18 protein-coding genes are annotated in these 19,429 nt (G+C 45.5%); 17 read left to right on the top strand and 1 reads right to left on the bottom strand.

Features of this window, described 5'->3' with window-relative positions; genetic code table 11:
- Window positions 1–95: 95 nt before the first annotated feature.
- The 9 genes from AC3AQ9_RS13135 (at window position 96) to AC3AQ9_RS13175 (ending at window position 10,228) form a co-directional block, all read left to right on the top strand.
- Window positions 96–1,538, top strand: coding sequence for a YfcC family protein (locus AC3AQ9_RS13135; protein WP_488307949.1), 1,443 nt, complete (start codon window positions 96–98; stop codon window positions 1,536–1,538).
- Between the two features lie 119 nt (window positions 1,539–1,657).
- Window positions 1,658–2,638, top strand: coding sequence for an LLM class flavin-dependent oxidoreductase (locus AC3AQ9_RS13140; RefSeq protein ID WP_488307950.1), 981 nt, complete (start codon window positions 1,658–1,660; stop codon window positions 2,636–2,638).
- A 56-nt stretch (window positions 2,639–2,694) separates the two neighbouring features.
- The gene (locus tag AC3AQ9_RS13145) at window positions 2,695–2,817 is read left to right on the top strand and encodes a hypothetical protein (protein WP_488307951.1); all 123 of its coding nucleotides are present in this window, start codon (window positions 2,695–2,697) and stop codon (window positions 2,815–2,817) included.
- Window positions 2,818–3,454: 637 nt separating this feature from the next.
- Window positions 3,455–4,225 (top strand): ABC transporter ATP-binding protein, encoded by a 771-nt coding sequence (locus AC3AQ9_RS13150; protein ID WP_488307952.1) that lies wholly within the window; start codon window positions 3,455–3,457, stop codon window positions 4,223–4,225.
- An 18-nt stretch (window positions 4,226–4,243) separates the two neighbouring features.
- Entirely contained in the window at window positions 4,244–6,103 is a 1,860-nt protein-coding gene (locus AC3AQ9_RS13155) for an AMP-dependent synthetase/ligase (protein ID WP_488307953.1), read from the top strand.
- 22 nt (window positions 6,104–6,125) lie between these two features.
- The gene (locus tag AC3AQ9_RS13160; RefSeq protein WP_488307954.1) at window positions 6,126–7,010 is read left to right on the top strand and encodes a branched-chain amino acid ABC transporter permease; all 885 of its coding nucleotides are present in this window, start codon (window positions 6,126–6,128) and stop codon (window positions 7,008–7,010) included.
- 4 nt (window positions 7,011–7,014) lie between these two features.
- Window positions 7,015–8,076 carry a branched-chain amino acid ABC transporter permease gene (locus AC3AQ9_RS13165; protein WP_488307955.1) on the top strand — a complete coding sequence of 354 codons (1,062 nt, stop codon included), beginning with the start codon at window positions 7,015–7,017 and terminating at the stop codon, window positions 8,074–8,076.
- Window positions 8,077–8,154: 78 nt separating this feature from the next.
- Window positions 8,155–9,369 carry an ABC transporter substrate-binding protein gene (locus tag AC3AQ9_RS13170; RefSeq protein ID WP_488307956.1) on the top strand — a complete coding sequence of 405 codons (1,215 nt, stop codon included), beginning with the start codon at window positions 8,155–8,157 and terminating at the stop codon, window positions 9,367–9,369.
- Window positions 9,370–9,436: 67 nt separating this feature from the next.
- Window positions 9,437–10,228, top strand: coding sequence for an ABC transporter ATP-binding protein (locus tag AC3AQ9_RS13175; protein ID WP_488307957.1), 792 nt, complete (start codon window positions 9,437–9,439; stop codon window positions 10,226–10,228).
- A gap of 75 nt (window positions 10,229–10,303) precedes the next feature.
- Here AC3AQ9_RS13175 and AC3AQ9_RS13180 read toward each other — a convergent pair whose 3' ends face one another.
- Entirely contained in the window at window positions 10,304–11,320 is a 1,017-nt protein-coding gene (locus AC3AQ9_RS13180) for an NADP-dependent oxidoreductase (RefSeq protein WP_488308064.1), read from the bottom strand.
- A gap of 212 nt (window positions 11,321–11,532) precedes the next feature.
- On the opposite strand from AC3AQ9_RS13180, the gene AC3AQ9_RS13185 reads away from it, so the two are divergent.
- The 8 genes from AC3AQ9_RS13185 to AC3AQ9_RS13220 all read left to right on the top strand — a co-directional run bounded on the left by AC3AQ9_RS13185 (window position 11,533) and on the right by AC3AQ9_RS13220 (window position 19,396).
- Window positions 11,533–12,264, top strand: coding sequence for an SDR family oxidoreductase (locus AC3AQ9_RS13185; RefSeq protein WP_488308065.1), 732 nt, complete (start codon window positions 11,533–11,535; stop codon window positions 12,262–12,264).
- A 217-nt stretch (window positions 12,265–12,481) separates the two neighbouring features.
- Complete coding sequence (locus AC3AQ9_RS13190; RefSeq protein WP_488307958.1) at window positions 12,482–13,219, top strand: SDR family oxidoreductase; 738 nt, start codon at window positions 12,482–12,484, stop codon at window positions 13,217–13,219.
- A 259-nt stretch (window positions 13,220–13,478) separates the two neighbouring features.
- A complete protein-coding gene (locus AC3AQ9_RS13195) occupies window positions 13,479–14,435 on the top strand; it encodes a sugar kinase (RefSeq protein WP_488307959.1) in 957 nt (318 codons plus the stop codon).
- A 19-nt stretch (window positions 14,436–14,454) separates the two neighbouring features.
- Window positions 14,455–15,075, top strand: coding sequence for a bifunctional 2-keto-4-hydroxyglutarate aldolase/2-keto-3-deoxy-6-phosphogluconate aldolase (locus AC3AQ9_RS13200; RefSeq protein ID WP_488307960.1), 621 nt, complete (start codon window positions 14,455–14,457; stop codon window positions 15,073–15,075).
- Between the two features lie 14 nt (window positions 15,076–15,089).
- Window positions 15,090–16,166, top strand: a complete 1,077-nt coding sequence (uxuA, locus tag AC3AQ9_RS13205) for a mannonate dehydratase (protein WP_488307961.1) — start codon at window positions 15,090–15,092, stop codon at window positions 16,164–16,166.
- Window positions 16,163–16,999 (top strand): SDR family oxidoreductase, encoded by an 837-nt coding sequence (locus tag AC3AQ9_RS13210; RefSeq protein WP_488307962.1) that lies wholly within the window; start codon window positions 16,163–16,165, stop codon window positions 16,997–16,999. The genes uxuA and AC3AQ9_RS13210 overlap by 4 nt, the downstream gene beginning before the upstream one ends.
- A gap of 4 nt (window positions 17,000–17,003) precedes the next feature.
- The gene (locus AC3AQ9_RS13215) at window positions 17,004–18,011 is read left to right on the top strand and encodes a LacI family DNA-binding transcriptional regulator (RefSeq protein ID WP_488307963.1); all 1,008 of its coding nucleotides are present in this window, start codon (window positions 17,004–17,006) and stop codon (window positions 18,009–18,011) included.
- A gap of 47 nt (window positions 18,012–18,058) precedes the next feature.
- Window positions 18,059–19,396: a gluconate:H+ symporter gene (locus AC3AQ9_RS13220; protein ID WP_488307964.1), complete on the top strand. Its 1,338-nt coding sequence runs from the start codon at window positions 18,059–18,061 to the stop codon at window positions 19,394–19,396.
- Window positions 19,397–19,429: the final 33 nt, after the last annotated feature.

Genomic DNA, 19,429 nt, shown 5'->3' on the forward strand with positions numbered 1-19,429 from the left:
ACCGAGATCTGGATGAGATTCGGATCTCGGTAAAATTTACGTCAATAGTTCAGAATTTTCGTTATTCGATTGTTAGAGGCAAAGGGGAGAATGGGATGGCAATTAACACAGAGTCGGCAGAAAAATACAAATTAAAGGAAAAGAAAGCTTATAAGCTTCCTCATGTTTACGTGATTTTATTCATTATGATGTTATTGGCTTTTGCGGCAACTTATTTGATACCAAGTGGCGCTTTTGAAAGAACAGCCACCGAAACCGGCGCTCAAATCTTAGTCCCGGACACCTTCCAGTATACAGACGCAAAAAGTGTAGGTTTTTTTGATTTTCTTCATTCCATTCCAAATGGGATGGTTCAAGCGGGAGCTATAATCTTTGGCGGTTTAATGATGGGCGGGTTAACGGCGGTTTTGGATAGAACAGGATTGCTGCCATTATTAATTGGCAAGATCAGCTCAGTATTAAAGTCGAAAACTATTCTTGTAGTGCCTGTGTTGATGATTCCGATTGCTGTTTTTACAACTATAACCGGAGCCTTGGAATTGATTTTGATTTACATTCCGATCATTGTGCCGATGGTCATAAAGATGGGATTTGACCGCTTTACTGGAGTTGCCATTCCGATAGTTGCAGCAACAGCCGGTTTTTCCACCGCTATTACGGCTCCCGCGACATTAGGGCTTTCCCAGCAACTGACGGAATTGCCTCTTTATTCGGGTTCTGGATACCGTTTGATCATTTTTATCATCATGACAGGAATCGGTATTGTTTACGTGTGGCGCTATGCCAGCAGAGTGCAGAAAAAGCCGGAGCTTGGCCTGACGTATGGGGATGGAATGGATGAACAATTTAAAAATGCGGATACCGAAGAACTGCCAAAAACTATGACGAAGCGCCAAAAGGCAGCTGTAGCAGTATTGGCAGCCGGTTTTGTCGTCATGCTCTACGGATTGCTGCAATGGAAATGGTATTTCATTGAATTGGGCGGCTGGTATGCTTTTCTGGGAATAGCAATTGGGTTGATATGCGGCTTCTCGCCAAGCCGCATCGCCGAGTTTTTTCATGAAGGATTCAAAATGATGTTAATGGGCACTTTGCTTATCGGGTTGGCCCGTTCCATTTCAATCATTCTTGAACAAGGTGAAATTTTGGATACGGTTGTCCACTTTACCACTCAGCTTGTAGACTTTATGCCAGCAGAAATTGCTGCTATTTCCATGTTGATTGTACAAGGCCTATTCAATTTCCTTGTGGGCTCAGGAAGCGGACAGGCAATGATTATGATGCCGATCATGAGCGGTTTATCGGATGTTCTGGATGTCACACGGCAAACTGCAGTTCTGGCTTTCCAATTCGGTGACGGGTTTACAAATGTCCTTTATCCGACTTCCGGGGTTCTTTTGGCTACGCTCGCATTAGCACATGTATCTTACGGAAAATGGCTCAAATTCATTATTCCGCTAATGTGCCTGTGGCTTGCCTTAAGTGCTGTCTTCCTCGTCATCGCCCAAACGATTGGATGGGGCGCAAATTTGCAATGAACAAGTGATTTTCGTGCAGCTTTTTTCTGGAGTTCAATGGTTTTCTAAAGCAATTGTTTCTAAGGAGAATCTCCCGCATGTTAAACTACTAGCAACTAGTTAAATAAGGCGGGAGTCAAATGATTGCGTTAAACATTTTGGATTATTCACCGATTGATGAAGGAGGAACAGCCCGCGAAGCTTTGCTGCAGACGACTGAACTGGCAAAGCTTGCGGAACAGCTTGGCTACAAACGGTTTTGGGTTTCAGAGCACCATAAAGTGATGTCGGTTGCAGGAAGCACGCCGGAAATGCTGATGATGCATCTGGCAGCTTCAACGTCTTCAATCCGGATCGGTTCAGGCGGTGTCATGCTGCCCCATTACAGCGCCTATAAAGTCGCTGAGAATTTCCGCATGCTTGAAGCGCTCCATCCGAACCGGATTGACCTCGGAGTCGGACGCTCGCGCAGCTATCTTAAAGTCAATCAGGCGCTGAACGGCAATAAGCGCATTCCGTATGATCAGCAAATAGAAGACTTGCAGCAATATCTGACTGATGCGAATGAATTGATTGCCACACCGGTTACTGAGACTGCGCCTGAGATGTGGGTGCTCGGGACTGGAACAGGCAGTGCCGAACTCGCCGCAGCAAAAGGAACGGCATATTCCTACGCTCATTTTGCACGGCCTTTTGCATCAAGTGTGGACGTGGTGGAAACATATCGCAAAAGATTTCAGCCGTCAAAACTGCTGGAACAACCAAAAGTGATCATTGCCGTGTTTGTTGTCGTCGCGGAAACAGCGGAGCAAGCGGAAGACATTGCGAAAGCTTTCGATTTGTGGCTGTTGTTTGTGGAGTCGGATATGCCGCCTCCTTATTACCCGTCTATTGAAACTGCGAAAGCCCGGGGCTTCAGTGCGGGCGAGCAGGAAAAAGTAGTGAAAAACCGGAAGCGCATGATTATCGGTGATGCCGAAACGGTGAAGGCGGAAATTGAACGCATCGCGGGATTATATGATGCGGATGAAGTGATGATCATCCCGAATGTCTCAGGAGCAGAGAATCGGATGACGGCGATCAAGTTGCTGGCTGAAGCTTTTGGACTTTCTGTAAAATGAAACCATTTCTCTATAGCTGCGTATTATGAGTTAAAGCGGTAAAGGGGGGATGGCGGGTGAAGAAGAAAGAGAAGAAGGACCGCTGGTGGATATGGGATGTGTTCGAGTTCTTTATCGGTGTTTTAGAGATTTTTTTGTATATTCCCCGGCTCATCATTCGTATCGTGCGGGAGCTGTGAGAAATTAGAAAAGCGTTCAAAGCGGGTTGCCGCTTTGAACGCTTTTTCTTTTCTCAAAATCAAGGCTTACGCAGAAAAACTCATAGCGAAAAACAATAAAATATTGCAGATTTAATTAGTATTTCAAAATAAAACAATTGGTTTCTGTCTACTGAAACATCTGCAAATATAAATTTTGGGTTTAAAAACAATGAATAATTTAATATTTTTTCTGTATAGGTTTTAAATTTAAAATCAGCAGCCAGCATTCAAACGAAGGCAAAAAACTTTTTTCTTTAGCGAGGCAAAGGCGAGGCAGTAAAAGCTATGCTGTTTCTAGAATAAGCCAGGAAATTGCCACTTCAAAGGAGATTCTTCTGCCATCACGGCTTTTACTCGAATTCTTTAAAGATGAATTCTATAGGAATCCTATTCCTCGTTGTTGAGCAAAAATGAAATATAAGGAAAAACATAAGAAGAATAATTCTTGAATTTTTCAATGTGCAAAAAAGACTTAATTTCACGATAATAAAATCTGGAAATAAATTAAGAATATTCCTAAAATTCAAAAAGTCCATATTGACAAGGTTATGCTCCTTATATACTATACAAGGAAGCGCTTACAGTATTATTTTGCGATGAAATGAGGGATATGGTAATGGGGAAAATTCTCGAGATAGAAGGATTGCATTTACAGTTTGGTGGAGTAAAAGCATTAGATAATGTCAGTTACCACATTGAAGAAGGAGAGATTTTCTCGCTTATTGGACCTAACGGAGCTGGAAAAACCAGTATGCTTAACTGCATTAGCGGACTCTACCAGCCAACTGGAGGATCAATCCTTTTTAAAGGACAAGAATTGACCAGCCTAAAACCATATAAACGGACGTCACTTGGAATAGCCCGAGCTTTCCAGAACATTGCATTATTCGCCCATATGTCCGTCCTCGATAACATCAAACTAGGCCGGCATGCATTAATGGATTCGGGATTATTCAGTGGCGGACTCTATTTTGGAAAAGCTTCAAAGGAAGAAATTGTTCATCGCGAAAAAGTAGAGGAAGTTATCGAGTTTTTGGAACTTCAAGATATTCGGAATGTACCGGTAGGGAAATTGCCTTACGGATTGCAAAAACGAGTTGAAGTAGGAAGAGCGCTCGCTCTTGAGCCCGAGCTTATTCTTCTTGATGAACCGATGGCTGGTATGAACAGCTCCGAGAAAGATATGATGGCCCGCATGATTCTTGATATGCATGAATTAAAAGGCATGACGGTTGTACTGATTGAACATGATTTAGGAGTAGTCATGAATTTGTCCCATCATATTGCCGTATTGGACTTTGGAAAGCAAATCGGTTTTGGGACTCCGGAAGAAATCCAAAAAAATCCGGCGGTCATAAAAGCCTATATCGGAGAAGAAGCCATTTAGGAAGGAGGCGGGCAGGAAATGACATTGCCAAAGCTATTAGCAAAGCGCGCTGCTGAAATGAAAAATGAAGTGGCTCTCAGACAAAAATATCTTGGGATTTGGAACGAAGCGAGCTGGGGGGAATACCAGAAAAACGTGGAGTCATTGGCACTTGCCTTATCCACAGACTTTAAATTTAAACGTGGTGAAACATTGGCGTTAATTGGGGAAAACCGTCCACAATGGCTTTATTCGCAAATAGCAGTCCAGGCACTCGGCGGAATTTCAGCAGGCATCTATCAAGACTCCCTTCCATCACAATTAATTTATTATCTAAATGACTGCCGAGCGCGGATAGCGATAGTAGAAGATCAGGAACAAGTTGACAAACTGCTGGAGATTAAAAATGACCTTCCTTATTTAGAGCACATTATTTACTGTAACGAACAAGGCATGCGGCATTATAAAAATGATTTACTAACCAGTTTTAATGAGTTGCTGGAAAAAGGTGCAATGTTTGTTCAGGAAGCACCAGCATTTTATAGCAGTGAACTTGAATTTTCCGGAGTTGAAGATATAGCCATCATTGCTTATAGTGCATCAGCTACCGGCCATCCTAAAGGTGTTAAATTGTCACACGGCAATTTAATCGCAGCTGCACAGAATCTGGACGCTGTAGACAAAATGAAGGAAAAAGATGATTATTTTTCGTTTCTGCCGCTTTCCTGGATCCACGAACAAGTCATAAGCATAGTAGTTCCTCTATTGACAGGAATGGCAGTAAATTTCCCGGAAAAACCACATACTGTCCTAACGGATTTGAGGGAAATTGGTCCACAGACTTTATTAGCGCCTCCCCGGGTTTACCAAACCTTATTGTCGAATTTCACCATACGTATCCAAGGAAGCAGCTGGCTCAAAAAGAAAGTATATCTGACTTTTAAAAAGTATGGGGATAAGGTGATTAAAGCCAAACTTCAACATCAAAAGGTGTCAGCAGCCGATAAACTGATGTATGGAATTGGCGATTGGCTGGTTTTCAGTGCCATTAGAGATCATATGGGATTTGGGCGTGTCAAACGGGCTTACATAGCAGGAGCGACTCTTGAACCGGAAACGTATTGTTTCTTTCACAGCATTGGAGTTAATGTGAAACAGACCTATGGAGCAACGGAACTCGCCGGCATTGCGTTTGTCCAGCGAGATGAAGATCTCCAGTTGAATAGTGTGGGCAAACCGCTCCCGCATACGGAAGTGAAAGTTAGTGGAAAAGGCGATATCCTCGTTCGGAATGCAGAAGCTTTCGCAAACAGAGGAAGTTCAGTGCAAGAAGATGGCTGGATTTCGCTCGGTGATTGCGGAAAATTGGACGACTCAGGGCATTTGTACGTAATGGATCGAAAAGAGGACATTATTACATTAGCAAATGGCGAACTTATTTACCCAAGCATGGTCGAAAACAAACTCAAAGCCAGTCCTTACATTCAGGAGGCGGTATGTTTCGGCGAAGGAAAGCCATATATCACTGCGATTCTGAACATCGATTTGAATAGTGTTGGGAAATGGGCGGATAAAAACCGGCTTGTTTACACGGATTACTCCGACTTGTCACAAAACCCCCAAGTTATTGAATTTATCAACAAAGAAGTCCGTGAACTGGGCAAAGAACTTGAAGGCGGAGCAGCCGTAAAGAAATTTGCCATCCTCCATAAGCAACTTAGCGCAAATGATGATGAAATGACACGGACGCTGAAAATTAGAAGAAATTATATAAAGAAGAAATACGCTTCGCTTATTGAAAGTTTTTACGGGGACAGCATAGAGGCGGGAACGAGCAAAAACGCGTCAGAAGGCGATAGCAGCTTGACCGGCACTATCAGTCTTCAGATTGTGCAATAGGAGCTTAAGTGGAGGTGGGGAAATGACGTTTTTTATTCAGATGCTTATAACCGGAATCGTAGTAGGGAGTATTTACGGGCTCGTCGCTTTGGGCTTTGTGTTAATTTATCGTGCAAGTGATGCCTTGAATTTAGCGAACGGAGAGTTTGTCATTATTGGCGCTTATATCTGCTTGACGCTTATGACGGCTTATCAAGTTCCATTTATCATCGCATTGGCGATCACGTTGGTGTTCAGTATGCTGCTGGGGCTGCTCGTCGAGCGATTAGTCATTCGGCCGCTCCAGAATGCCCCAGTCATCTCCGTAATCATGGCGACCATCGGATTGTCGAGCTTACTCGCAGGGCTCGTGCACATGATCTGGGGGCATCAGACAAAAAAATTCCCATTGATTTTTCCGGCAACACCGCTGGAACTGGGAGGAGTCATTATTACACCGGTGTATCTTTGGTCTTTCATCATTGTCATAACCTTGCTGATCTTGTTCTCGGTATTCTTCAAGTTTTCAAAACTGGGAATCGCTATGAGAGCAGTAGCTGACGACAAGCAAGCCGCTTCTTCAATGGGAATCAGCGTCAAGAAAGTATATGCAATCACTTGGGCGATTGCCGCAGTGGTCGCAGCTGTAGGTGGAGTTCTGCTGGGAAATATCAACGGGGTCAGCCCGACAATGGCCACCATCGGTTTGACTGTGCTGCCAGTTGTTATCCTTGGCGGGCTTGATAGCATCCTTGGAGCAATTGTTGGCGGTTTCATCATCGGAATTCTGCAAAGTATGGCAGGGGGATATCTGGACCCGCTGATTGGCGGAGGACTGAAAGAAGTAGCGCCCTTTATCGTCGTTCTTCTTATATTAATGATCAAGCCGTACGGGTTATTTGGCCGGGGCGGAACAGAAAGGGTGTAACGCAATGCGAAATCCGTTTGTCAATGAAAGCGGTAATTATAAAACAAGTTATGCCAAAGACATGAAATTATTCGGATCGAAAAGCGCTGCGTTAAGAATGTTTGCGTTGATCGCACTTGCACTGCTGGTACCGCTGTTTACGTCCAATTACGTAATCGGTTTGCTGACACTGTGCACGATTGCTTCAATCGGCGCAATCGGGCTCAATATCCTGACGGGTTTTACGGGCCAGATTTCAATCGGGACTGGAGCATTCTTAGGAGTAGGAGGCTATACTTCAGCAATTTTGACCTCCACTTATGGACTGAGCTTCTGGATCGCGCTTCCTCTTGCGGGGTTAGTGACGGCGGTGGTCGGCGGTTTGTTCGGGATTCCATCACTTCGCTTGAAAGGGCTGTACCTGGCAATTGCGACTCTTGCCGCACAGTTTATCATCATATTCATCATCAGCCGCTGGACCAGCGTCACTGGCGGAACGGGAGGAATGTCGCTTAGCCGTCCGACGGCTGGGCTGTTCTCCTTGTCGAGCAATACGAGCTACTACTATTTATGTATCGTTATCTTGATGCTGACTGCGCTGTATGCGACCAATTTGGTCCGTACGCGCACAGGGCGGGCTTTCCTGGCAGTGCGAGATCGTGACGTAGCCGCGCAAATTATGGGCATTAACTTATTTAAGTATAAAGTGATGGGCTTTGCCATCAGTTCTTTCTTTATCGGAATCGCTGGTTCTTTGCTGGCTCACTATACGATGATCGTCAGCCCGGAGTTCTACGGCATCAGCGTTTCAATTGAATATTTGGCAATGATTTTGATCGGTGGGCTCGGCAGTGTCATGGGTTCCATTTTAGGGGCCGTCTTTATCACGCTCTTGCCGGTTGGCTTAACAATGATCATCGATTTCATGGTGCTGTATTTGCCAAGTCTGGGGCAGATTTTGTCTTCATTCCGGGAATTTGTCTTTGGCATAGTCATCATCCTGTTCCTGATTTTTGAGCCTGGGGGGCTCGCCTCGATGTGGGCCAATTTCAAAAATTATTTCAAGTTGTGGCCGTTTTCTCATTAACACAGGTTTTTCTGAAACTGCAATGTAAATCATGCCGTTTCATCCATATAGCTTCATAAACACAAAGGGGGAAATAAATTGAAAAACAACAGAATGAAAGCGGTCAGCGTATTACTGGGATTGTCGTTAATTCTTGGAGCTTGTGGTGAGGAGGATGCTACAAGTGGAGGCGGCGCGAAAGAAGGGGAAAGAACGGTAACGATCGGTTCGTTCTACGATATAACTGGGGGAACCAGCGATACCGGGACTCCGTATTCTGAAGGGCAGGAAGACTTCTTCGCCAATTTAGAAAAGACGGGCGGCATTGAAGGCCTCCATATCGAGCATAAAGGAGAAGATTACGCCTACGAGATTAGTGAAGCGCAGCGCCTTTATCAGACGTATCGAGATCGCGATGGAGCATCGGCAATCCTTGGATGGGGAACTGGCGATACGGAAGCCCTTCGTAAGCAAGTAGCAACTGATAAGATTCCTTTCATGTCAGCTTCATACTCTGAAAGCTTGAAGGATTTAAAAGAAAGCCCGTACAACTTTTTTGTGGCTGCTTCTTATTCGGACCAGGGCCGAATGGTTTTGAACTGGATTAAAGAAAATCATGAAGGAGACAACCCGACAGTTGCTTTGCTGTATAGTGACACAGGATTTGGGCGCTCTCCAATTGAAGACATCAAAAAATACGGCGAGGAAATCGGCGTTGAAATCGTAGACGAGCAAGTCATCGATTTATCAGCGACGGAAGCTCAGTCCCAATTATTGAACATGGAAAAGAAAAATCCGGACTATGCGATTATTCAGCAAACGTGGGGAGCTACTTCAACCATTCTGCGTGATGCAAAAACACTTAAGATTGATACACAGTTTATCGGGTTGAACCAAGCGGCGGGTGAAGGTTTGATTGAGCAAGCGGGTGAAGTGTCAGAAGACTTTATGGCTGTACTTACCCACTCCCTTCCATATGAAGACGTGGAGGGTATGAAAGAATATAAAGCCTTCTTGGAAGGTGATGGCCGATCAATCGAAGATATCAATATGCAGCACGTTGCAGGATGGGTAGCTGCGAAAGTAATGGTAGAAGGCATCAAAGAAGCGGCTGAACAAAAGGCAGAAGGCGAGATTACCGGGGAAGATGTGCTGGCAGGTCTTGAGTCACTTGAGAACCTTGACCTTGGCGGATTAGCAGCACCCGTGACATTTAATGCAGAAAGCCATGCAGGAACAAACCAAGCACGCCTTGGTAAAGTGGTTGGCGGTAAATGGGAACCAATGAGCGATTACTTGAGCGCTGAAAAATAAAATACCAATAAGGAGAGTATTCCGGTACTCTCCTTATCTGTTTTCCACTAAAGGAAGGGGGATTTGAATGCTTCGGGTAAATAATATAGAAGCTGTTTATTCCAAGATGATCCTTGCGCTTAAAGGGGTTTCCCTGGAAGTGCCAGAAGGAAAGATTGTAGCGCTTCTTGGCAGCAACGGCGCTGGCAAATCAACAACTTTAAAGTCGATTTCCGGCCTCCTTGCTGGAGAAGATGGGCTGATAACGGATGGGACGATTGAATTCAAAGGACAGAAAATCAGCGAAATGGCCCCGGATGCCATTGTGAAAAGCGGAATTTTTCAATGCATAGAAGGCCGGCGCGTCTTCAAAGATTTGACGGTTGAAGAAAACTTGATGGCCGGAGCCTATACTCGGAAAGACCGCAAAAACATAAAAGGGGATATTGAAAAGATCTATGAATACTTCCCGAAATTAAAAGCGCTCCAAAGCCGTAAAGCGGGTTTTTTGTCTGGTGGGGAACAGCAGATGCTGGCGATTGGCCGAGGCATCATGGCGAAGCCGAAGCTGCTGCTGCTGGATGAACCTTCGCTTGGAATCGCTCCGTTGCTAGTAGAGGAGATTTTTAAAAATATCAAAAAGATTAACGAGGATGAAGGTATGTCTATTCTGGTGGTTGAACAAAACGCGACAGTGGCTTTATCGATTGCCGACTATGGCTACATCATGGAAGGCGGCCGGGTGGTCATGGAAGGCGCAGTGGAAAACCTTTTAGCGAATGAAGAAATCCGGGAGCATTATTTGGGGATCGGCAAAGAAGGCGAAAATAATTTTAAAGAAGATAAGATGTACAAACGGCGTCAGAAAATGGTTTGGTAATAAGAAGAACACTCACCGATTTTAAATCGAGTGAGTGTTTTTTTGTTTTGGAGAATCTGGTTTTCTCCTCTTGAATCACTTCAATTCAGGATCAGCGACTTTCACCAGCATCTTGCCGATATTGGCGCCTTCAAACAACCCGATAAAAGCATCAGGTGTGTTGTCAAAGCCTTCGACAATTGTTTCTTCAAATTTCAATTTGCCTTCTTGCAGCCATTTGGCCATGTCAGCAGAGCCTTTTTCAAATTCCGCTGCATAATTGCCGACTGTATAACCCTGGATCAACGAGCTTGTTTTGATCAGTGCAGGCTGGATGCGCGGACCCACATCTTCTTCTTTATTATAGGAGGAAATGGCGCCGCATAACGGGATGCGCGCATTGGTATTCAGCGAGTTGATGACGGCATCAGAGACTTCGCCGCCGACATTGTCAAAGTAAACATCGACGCCATCAGGCAGAGCCGCTTTTAAGTCATCCTGGAAGCTGTCTTTTTTGTAGTTGACCGCATGGTCGAAGCCGAGTTCATTTATCAGGAAATCAATTTTTTCATCAGAGCCTGCGATGCCCACCACTTTGGTTCCTTTGATTTTGGCAATCTGGCCAACAGCCGAACCGACGGCACCTGCTGCGCCGGACACGACGACCGTTTCACCGGCCTGCGGCTTGCCGATATCGAGCAAACCGAAATAAGCGGTCAGTCCGGTCATTCCAAGAATCCCGAGATACGCAGTGACAGGGGCGATGGAAGTATCGACTTTACGGATTTTCTCTTCTTTCACCACACTGTACTCTGCCCATTTCATGTAGCCGGTCACAACATCTCCTGGTTGGAAAAGTTCGGACCGGGATTCTACTACTTCAGCAATCGCTCCGCCGATAAGGGCTTTATTTAATGGGAAAGGTGCAATATACGATTTGGTATCCCGCATACGCCCGCGCATATAAGGGTCGACGGATAAATACAATGTTCGCACCAGCACCTGCTTTTCTTCCGGTGCTGGCATATCCAATTCCACAAACTCAAAATCTTCTTTTGATGGCAAACCTTCCGGCCGGTTGGCCAAATGAATTTCCCGTTGCTTGGATGGGATCATGGCAATTCCTCCTTCATTTTCTGAATGGAATGTATTGGCAAAAGCGTAACACTCCGATTGGCAGAGGGTCAAAGGATTTGGTACGAGAAAAGCGTTTTGCGCTATTGAAATAAAGGGTAGAGTAGGAGACGGAATAAATCATCTTTTTAGCGTATGCAGCGGATTTTTGTTCATCAAACAGAAATGGAGATGAGTGGAGCGTGGAAAACATGAAAACAGCCATCATTACAGGTGCAAGCAGCGGGATTGGGCAAGCGACGGCGAAAGAAATGGCAGCAAAAGGATTTGCGGTCATGTTGGCGGCAAGAAGGGAAGACCGGTTGATTGAACTGAAAAATGAGATCGAAAAAGCAGGCGGACGGGCGGAGTATCAACTGACTGATGTCAGTTCAAGAATCGAGATGAAGTCGCTGGCAGACGCAACACTTGCGCAGTTCGGCCAAATCGATGTTCTCGTCAATAATGCCGGTTTGATGCCGTTGTCTTATTTGAATAAATTGAAAGTCGATGAATGGGATAAAATGATCGATGTGAATATCAAAGGAGTGCTTTACGGCATTGCGGCAGTCCTTCCTTATATGGAAGAGCGTAAAAAAGGGCATATTATCAATGTCGCATCAGTAGCTGGCCATGTTGTTTCGCCGGGCAGCGCTGTCTATAGCGGAACGAAGTTTGCGGTACGTGCCATTACGGAAGGGCTGCGCAAGGAAATCGATCCTTCCCACGAAATCCGGGCGACAATCATTTCTCCAGGAGCAGTAGCGACGGAATTGAGAAATACGATCACGGACGAAGATGTCTTGACCAACTTTAAAAGCAGAAGCGGCGTAGAACCGCTGCAATCAATGGATATCGCACGTGCAATCGTCTACGCAGTTGACCAGCCGCCTCATGTCGATGTGAATGAAATCTTAATCCGGCCGAGGCAGCAGCCGAATTAATAGGAGATTTCTTCTCAGTACAAACCATGAAGTTAGGTACGGGAAGCCATGGCCGGCAAATGGACGGTGAACGCAGATAAAGTCTTGTTCACAACGCAGATCCCGGAAATCCCGTATAAGATATTCTGAAAAAGACGGTTTACAGCCCTCTGCAACAAGTTTAAAGTTTTAGAAGGCAACAACTAATGATTTGAGCAGAAATGGAGCTGTAAACACGATGGCAACAATAAAGTCAGCAATTATTACAGGCGCGAGCAGCGGAATCGGCCAAGCGACGGCAAAAGAACTGGCGTCAAGAGGCTTTGCCGTTATGCTAGCAGCACGGCGCGAAGACCGTCTTATTGAATTGAAAAACGAAATTGAACAAGCCGGCGGCCATGCTGCCTATAAAGTGACAGATGTCACGTCAGCCGGAGAAATGAAAGCGCTGGCGGAAGCAGCCATTGAACAATTCGGCCAAATTGACGTGATGGTCAATAACGCAGGCTCGATGCCCCTGTCTTATTTGAACAAACTGAAAATCGAAGAATGGGACCGGATGGTCGACGTCAACATCAAAGGCGTGCTGTATGGCATCGCTGCCGTGCTGCCGCATATGGAAGAACGTGAAGAAGGGCATATCGTCAACATATCGTCAGTTGCTGGACACGATATTACACCGGGCAGCGCGGTATACAGCGGAACCAAATTTGCGGTACGTGCCATTACCGAAGGGCTGCGTCAGGAATTGAGCCCGGCGATGAACATCAGAGCGACAATCGTTTCGCCGGGAGCAGTCGCTACGGAACTGTCTGATGCCATTACCGACCAAGATATCCTGGACGGATTCGCAAGCGGAAGCCCGATGAAATTTTTGGAAGCGGAAGACATTGCCCGCGCCATTGGCTATGCAGTTGAACAGCCGGACTATGTGGATGTAAACGAAATATTGATCAGACCGAGACAACAAAAATAAGAACGGTAGCTTATGAAGGCATGGAATTTTCTAATGAAACTAGAAAATTTTATGTCTTCTTTTTTTCTGCCAAAAACGCATGAAACAGCTTATTCTTCCGCTTTCCGTGCTTCTGTTTCATATTACTCATTTTTCTTAATATTTTAAGAGTGCTTGATTTTGAAAGCACTTTCACATATAATTCTACTAAACCGATTTAGTAAACCGATTTATCAAATTTCAAAATTAATTTATAGAGTGTGTGAGAGGGGTAATTGAGTTGTCGAAGACTTTTAGTGTTTTTACATTGGGTGATGCGCTGATCACGTTCAATCCCTCTGAAACTGGACCATTGCGGTATGTTTCTGCTTTTACCCGCAAAGTGGGCGGAGCAGAATTGAACTTTGCCATTGGATGCGCGCGTCTAGGGTTGCATACCAAATGGACAAGCCGTTTAGGCGGAGACGAGTTCGGGCGTGTCATTTATAATTTTGCACGCGGTGAAGGCGTCGATATGGAAAATGTGGAGTTTGTAGAAAACTACCCGACATCATTGAATTTCAAGGAAATCCGCGAAGACGGATCCGGAAAAACGTTTTATTATCGTTACCAGTCGCCGATTTTGACGTTGGAACCGAAAGACATTACAGAAGCGATGTTCGAAGAAATCGACTTGATTCATCTGACCGGTGTTTTCTTGGCCATTGATCCAAAAAACCTGGCTATCGTCAAACGGGTACTGGAAATTGCTAATGAAAAAGGGATCCGGGTATCATTTGATCCGAATATCCGATTGAAGTTATGGACGCTTGAACAAGCAAAAGCGGCGTATCAGGAAATTTTCCCGTATGTCGATATTTTATTGACCGGACTGGATGAAATCGAAATGATCATTGGCGATGCTTCTGAAGCAGCACTGGAACAATGCGCAATCGATTTCAATATTGGCCAGCTGGTCATCAAAGACGGCGGCAACGGAGCAAGGCTTTATCAGGACCAGACATGGTACACGAAAGAAGCGTTCAAAGTGACGCCGATTGATACGGTAGGAGCAGGGGACGGCTTTGATGCCGGTTATATCTACGCTATGCTTCACGGTTACTCGCCAGAAGATGCACTTGAATTCGCGAACGGCGTTGGTGCGCTTGTAACAACCGTGTCAGGAGATAACGAAGGGCTTCCGTACCTGCAGGAAGTAAAAGCTTTAATCAGCAAAGAAAAAATCATTGAACGTTAAATAAAGGAGGAATCCCGATATGTTGAAACACGCTATCCTATCCCGGCTGACAGAAACGAAAGTGGTCGCGGTCATCCGCGGCAGCAATGCAGAAGAAGCGATCACACTGTCAAAGGCGGCAGTGCAAGGCGGCATTCCAGCCATTGAATTGACTTATACCACACCTCAGGTGCAGAAAGTATTTGAAGCGCTGGCTGGCGAAGACGTCCTGCTTGGCGCAGGATCTGTGCTTGATCCGGAAACGGCGCGCCACGCGATTCTAGCGGGAGCGAAGTTTGTGGTCAGCCCGCATTTCAACGAAGAAATCGCTACTGTCTGCAACCGGTACGGCATTCCGTATCTGCCGGGCTGCATGACAATCCGTGAAATGGTCAAAGCTTTGGAATTTGGAAGCGATATCATCAAATTGTTCCCGGCGAATAATTTCGAACCTTCCTTCATCAAATCGGTCAATGGACCGCTTCCGCACGTGCGGATCATGCCGACAGGCGGCATCAATTTAAACAACATCCAAGAGTGGATTTCAGCAGGAGCGGTCGCAGTCGGAATCGGCAGTGACTTGAACAAGGCATATGCAGCAGGCGGATTTGAAGCAGCTGTAGAACTGAGTCAAAAATACATGCAGCAAAGCGCGCAGTAAAAGGAGTGGCAACGATGAACATGACATTTCGCTGGTACGGCAGAGGCAACGACACCGTAACTTTAGAACACATCAAACAGATTCCGGGTGTAAAAGGAATTGTCTGGGCACTTCATGACAAACCTGCTGGAGCAGTCTGGGAAAAAGAAGACATCAAAGCGGAAGTAGAATACATTGAATCCCATGGCTTCCATACAGATGTAGTGGAAAGCGTCAATGTCCATGAGTCCATTAAACTGGGCAATGCAGAACGCGGCCAATACATCGAAAACTACAAACAATCGATCCGCAACTTAGCGGAATTCGGCGTTAAAGTGATTTGCTATAATTTCATGCCGATTTTTGACTGGACACGCACGGAGATGTTCCACCCGCTGGAAGACGGTTCGACCGCATTGTTCTTTGAAAAAGCAAAAGTGGATAACATCGATCCAAAAGAACTGGTACGGGAAGTCAGCGAAGCATCCGATTTGACGCTGCCAGGCTGGGAACCGGAAAAGCTGGATCGCATCACTGAATTGTTTGATGCTTATAAAGAAATCGACGAAGCGAAGCTTTGGGAGAACTTGGCGTTTTTCCTGAAAGAAATCCTTCCGGTTGCAGAAGAAGCCGGTATTAAAATGGCGATTCATCCAGATGATCCACCATTCTCAATCTTTGGATTGCCGCGCATCATCACAGGCGCAGAAAGCTATGAAAAACTGATTGAAATTTCGGATTCACCATCCAATGCTTTCACCATGTGCACAGGGTCCATGGGAGCGAGCCCGAACAATAATATGGTCGAAATTGCGAAGACATACGCAAACCGCTCTCCATTCGCCCATATCCGCAATGTGAAAATCTACGACAATGGCGATTTCACGGAAACGTCCCATTACACACAAGATGGATCCATAGATGTCAAAGGCGTGGTCAAAGAATTGCATGAACAGAATTACACAGGATACGTGCGACCAGACCATGGCCGCCATATCTGGGGTGAAGTTTGCCGTCCAGGTTACGGATTATACGACCGGGCACTCGGCATCATGTATTTGCTTGGTTTATGGGATGCTTATGAAACCAAAAGAACGGAAGGTGCAAAATGATTCCAATTCATGAAAATCTTCAAGGCCGTGTAGCGGTCATCACTGGCGGAAGCGGTGTACTATGTTCGGAAATGGCGCGTGAACTCGCGCGCCAAGGCATCAAAGTGGCCGTTGTTAACCGGACAGCTGAAAAAGGCGAAATGGTCGCTAAAGAAATCAGGGAAGCCGGAGGAGCTGCGTTGGCCATCCAGGCAGATGTTTTGAATCGCAATGACTTGGAAAAAGCGAAAGAAGCTGTGCTGAAAGAATTTGGCAAAATTGATATTTTGATCAATGGCGCCGGCGGAAACCACTCGGATGCCATTACCGGACCTGAACTTCATGATGAACAAGCCGAAGGCAAATCTTTCTTCGATCTGGAAGAAAGCGGTTTTACCAATGTATTTTCCCTGAATTTCACGGGTACATTCTTGGCATGCCAAGTGTTCGGCAAAGAATTGCTGAAAAGCGAAGCACCGGCCATCGTTAATTTATCATCGATGAGTTCGTATGCGCCTTTGACGAAAATTCCAGCTTACAGCGCTGCAAAGGCATCGATCAATAATTTCACGATGTGGATGGCAGTCCATTTTGCGGAAACCGGTTTGCGCGTCAATGCCATTGCACCTGGTTTTTTCAAAACAACCCAAAACAAAGATTTGCTGGTGGATGCAGACGGCAATCTCACTGCACGGTCACAAAAAATCCTCACTGCTACGCCGATGAAACGATTCGGGCAGCCGGAAGATTTGCTTGGAGCGCTCCTGTTCCTGGTCGATGAATCGTATTCTTCCTTTGTTACCGGCACCACGTTAGCGGTTGACGGCGGCTTTATGGCTTACTCGGGAGTCTAGGCTTATGGCGAGAAATGTAACGATAGCCCAAGTGGCTGAACAAGCGAAAGTTTCAAAAAGCACGGTCTCGCAGTATTTGAATAAACGCTATGAATACATGAGTGAAAGTACGCGCCAAAGAATTGAAGCGGCAATTGAAGAACTCAACTACCACCCGAATATTATTGCGAGAAGCTTGAAGCAGAAATCGACTTATACGGTAGGGGTCATTGTCGCCAATATTCTTCATTCATTTTCGACACAGATCCTGCGTGCCATTGAAAATAATTTCAATGACAACGGTTTCCACATCATCATCTGCAATGCTGACGATGAGCCGGAAAAAGAACGGAATTACATCGAGATGCTGCTGGCGAAACAAGTCGACGGGCTCATCATTTTTCCGACCGGCGGCAATCTTGATCTCTATGAACAAATGAAACAGCGGAATTTTCCGGTCGTCTTCATGGACCGGAAAATTGATGGCTTAGAAATTGATACGGTCATGCTTGATAACCATCAAGCTGCCAGACTTGCCATTAATGCTTTTGTTGAAAGCGATTACACCCGTATTTCCATTATTACAACTTCGATCATCCGCAATACAAGTCCGCGTGTGGAACGTATCGAAGGCTATAAATTGGCACTTGCCGAACATGGCATCCCGGTTCGGCCAGAGTATATTCAGACAGCAGATGCAGAACAGATCCAGAATGTGCTGAAAGAGCTGTTCGCATTAGAGGAACCGCCGGAAGCTATACTTGCCGGAAATGATATTGTGCTGATTGAAGTGCTGAAATACATGAAAGAACATCAATTGACAATACCCGAAGATGTCGCTGTCGTCGGCATCGATGAAGTGTCCTTCGCCAGTTTTTACTCACCGCCGCTTACGGTAGTGACACAGCCGACAATTGACATGGCCAATAAAGCCACGGAATTGCTGCTGGCACAAATCAGCTCAGAAAACAAAACAGCCAGAACTGCCATACATCGCTTGCAGCCTAGTTTAATAAAGAGAAGTTCTTGTTAATTTGCTTGTAAATGGTTTTTCGGTTAAAGAATAGGTGGATATAGGAAATGGATTGGATTATTGAATCGCTGCCGATCATCTCGGTAGCACTTGGCGTAGCCTTACTGTTGTTTTTGAACATGAAAGTGAAGTTGAACAGTTTTCTTGCATTACTGATTTCTGCAATCTTCGTAGGGATTTTAAACGGTTTAAGATTGCCGGCTGTTATTGAATCGATTAAAGCCGGTTTTGGCGGCACACTCGGAAGTTTAGCTCTTATTATCGGCTTGGGTGCTGTTCTTGGTAAATTGATGGTCGACTCAGGAGCTGCGCAACGTGTAGCTTCAACCTTATTGAAAAAATTCGGTGTAAAAAACATTGAATGGGCGATTCTGATCGTCGGCGGTATCTTCGGGATTTCCGTATTTTATGAAGTGGCTTTCATCATTTTAGCCCCGCTTGTCATCAGTATTGCCATCGAAGCAAAAGTGTCGTATATGCGCCTTGGGATGACCATGGTTGCCGCTGCTACAATGGCGCACAGTTTGTTCCCGCCACAGCCAGGCCCAACCGCGCTTGTCGCTGCGTACGGTGCGGACATGGGTATGGTTTACATACTTGGAGTAGTAGTATTTGTGCCTGCAGTTATTGCGGCAGGAGTGATCTTGCCAAGATTGCTGCGCAATCTGGATAAACCGGTTCCGCCTCTTTTGAAAAAACCGAAAGAATTTGCGGACGATGAAATGCCTGGATTTGCTATCAGTATTTTAGTGCCATTATTGCCAGCTATCATCATCACAAGTGCTACAATTATCAACTATTTTATTGAAGAAGGAACTCTGATCCACGATATCGTCAACTTCTTCGGCAGTGCCGAAATCTCAATGCTTCTTGCTGTATTGGTTGCTATTTATGTCTTCGGCCTTCGCCGTGGACGCAAAATGCATGAAGTCATGGATTCGTTCTCAGGAGCAATCTCAAGCATCGCCATGATCATCTTGATTGTCGGTGCCGGTGGTGCCTTCAAACAAATCATTTTGGATTCCGGTGTCGGCGATTACATCGCGACGATGATGCAGAATACAAGTGTTTCACCATTGATCATGGCTTGGGTTATTACAGCCATCCTGCGTATTGCAACCGGTACAGGTGTTGTATCAGCCATTACCGCTGCAGGTATCGTAGGCCCGATGATTGATACCTTTGACGTTAACCCTGTGTTGATGGTGCTTGCAACAGCTGCAGGAAGTAACACGATCACTCACGTGAACGATGCATCATTCTGGCTGTTTAAAGAATACTTCAACTTGTCGATCAAAGAGACTTTCAGAACTTGGGGTCTTCTGCTATTGACTACATCTCTTGTAGGTCTTGGCGTTGTCCTGCTGCTCAGCTTGTTTATCTGATCGAAGAATGTCCGTCCTGCTTTTTGCAGGGCG

The organism is Planococcus sp. VCh962 (assembly GCF_057748275.1).

Excerpts from the sequence above, each read along its gene's own strand:
- AC3AQ9_RS13135 (WP_488307949.1), top strand. The coding sequence starts at position 96 with ATGGCAATTAACACAGAGTCGGCAGAAAAATACAAATTAAAGGAAAAG.
- AC3AQ9_RS13140 (WP_488307950.1), top strand. The coding sequence starts at position 1,658 with ATGATTGCGTTAAACATTTTGGATTATTCACCGATTGATGAAGGAGGA.
- AC3AQ9_RS13150 (WP_488307952.1), top strand. The coding sequence starts at position 3,455 with ATGGGGAAAATTCTCGAGATAGAAGGATTGCATTTACAGTTTGGTGGA.
- AC3AQ9_RS13155 (WP_488307953.1), top strand. The coding sequence starts at position 4,244 with ATGACATTGCCAAAGCTATTAGCAAAGCGCGCTGCTGAAATGAAAAAT.
- AC3AQ9_RS13160 (WP_488307954.1), top strand. The coding sequence starts at position 6,126 with ATGACGTTTTTTATTCAGATGCTTATAACCGGAATCGTAGTAGGGAGT.
- AC3AQ9_RS13165 (WP_488307955.1), top strand. The coding sequence starts at position 7,015 with ATGCGAAATCCGTTTGTCAATGAAAGCGGTAATTATAAAACAAGTTAT.
- AC3AQ9_RS13175 (WP_488307957.1), top strand. The coding sequence starts at position 9,437 with ATGCTTCGGGTAAATAATATAGAAGCTGTTTATTCCAAGATGATCCTT.
- AC3AQ9_RS13185 (WP_488308065.1), top strand. The coding sequence starts at position 11,533 with ATGAAAACAGCCATCATTACAGGTGCAAGCAGCGGGATTGGGCAAGCG.
- AC3AQ9_RS13190 (WP_488307958.1), top strand. The coding sequence starts at position 12,482 with ATGGCAACAATAAAGTCAGCAATTATTACAGGCGCGAGCAGCGGAATC.
- AC3AQ9_RS13200 (WP_488307960.1), top strand. The coding sequence starts at position 14,455 with ATGTTGAAACACGCTATCCTATCCCGGCTGACAGAAACGAAAGTGGTC.
- uxuA (WP_488307961.1), top strand. The coding sequence starts at position 15,090 with ATGAACATGACATTTCGCTGGTACGGCAGAGGCAACGACACCGTAACT.
- AC3AQ9_RS13210 (WP_488307962.1), top strand. The coding sequence starts at position 16,163 with ATGATTCCAATTCATGAAAATCTTCAAGGCCGTGTAGCGGTCATCACT.
- AC3AQ9_RS13215 (WP_488307963.1), top strand. The coding sequence starts at position 17,004 with ATGGCGAGAAATGTAACGATAGCCCAAGTGGCTGAACAAGCGAAAGTT.
- AC3AQ9_RS13220 (WP_488307964.1), top strand. The coding sequence starts at position 18,059 with ATGGATTGGATTATTGAATCGCTGCCGATCATCTCGGTAGCACTTGGC.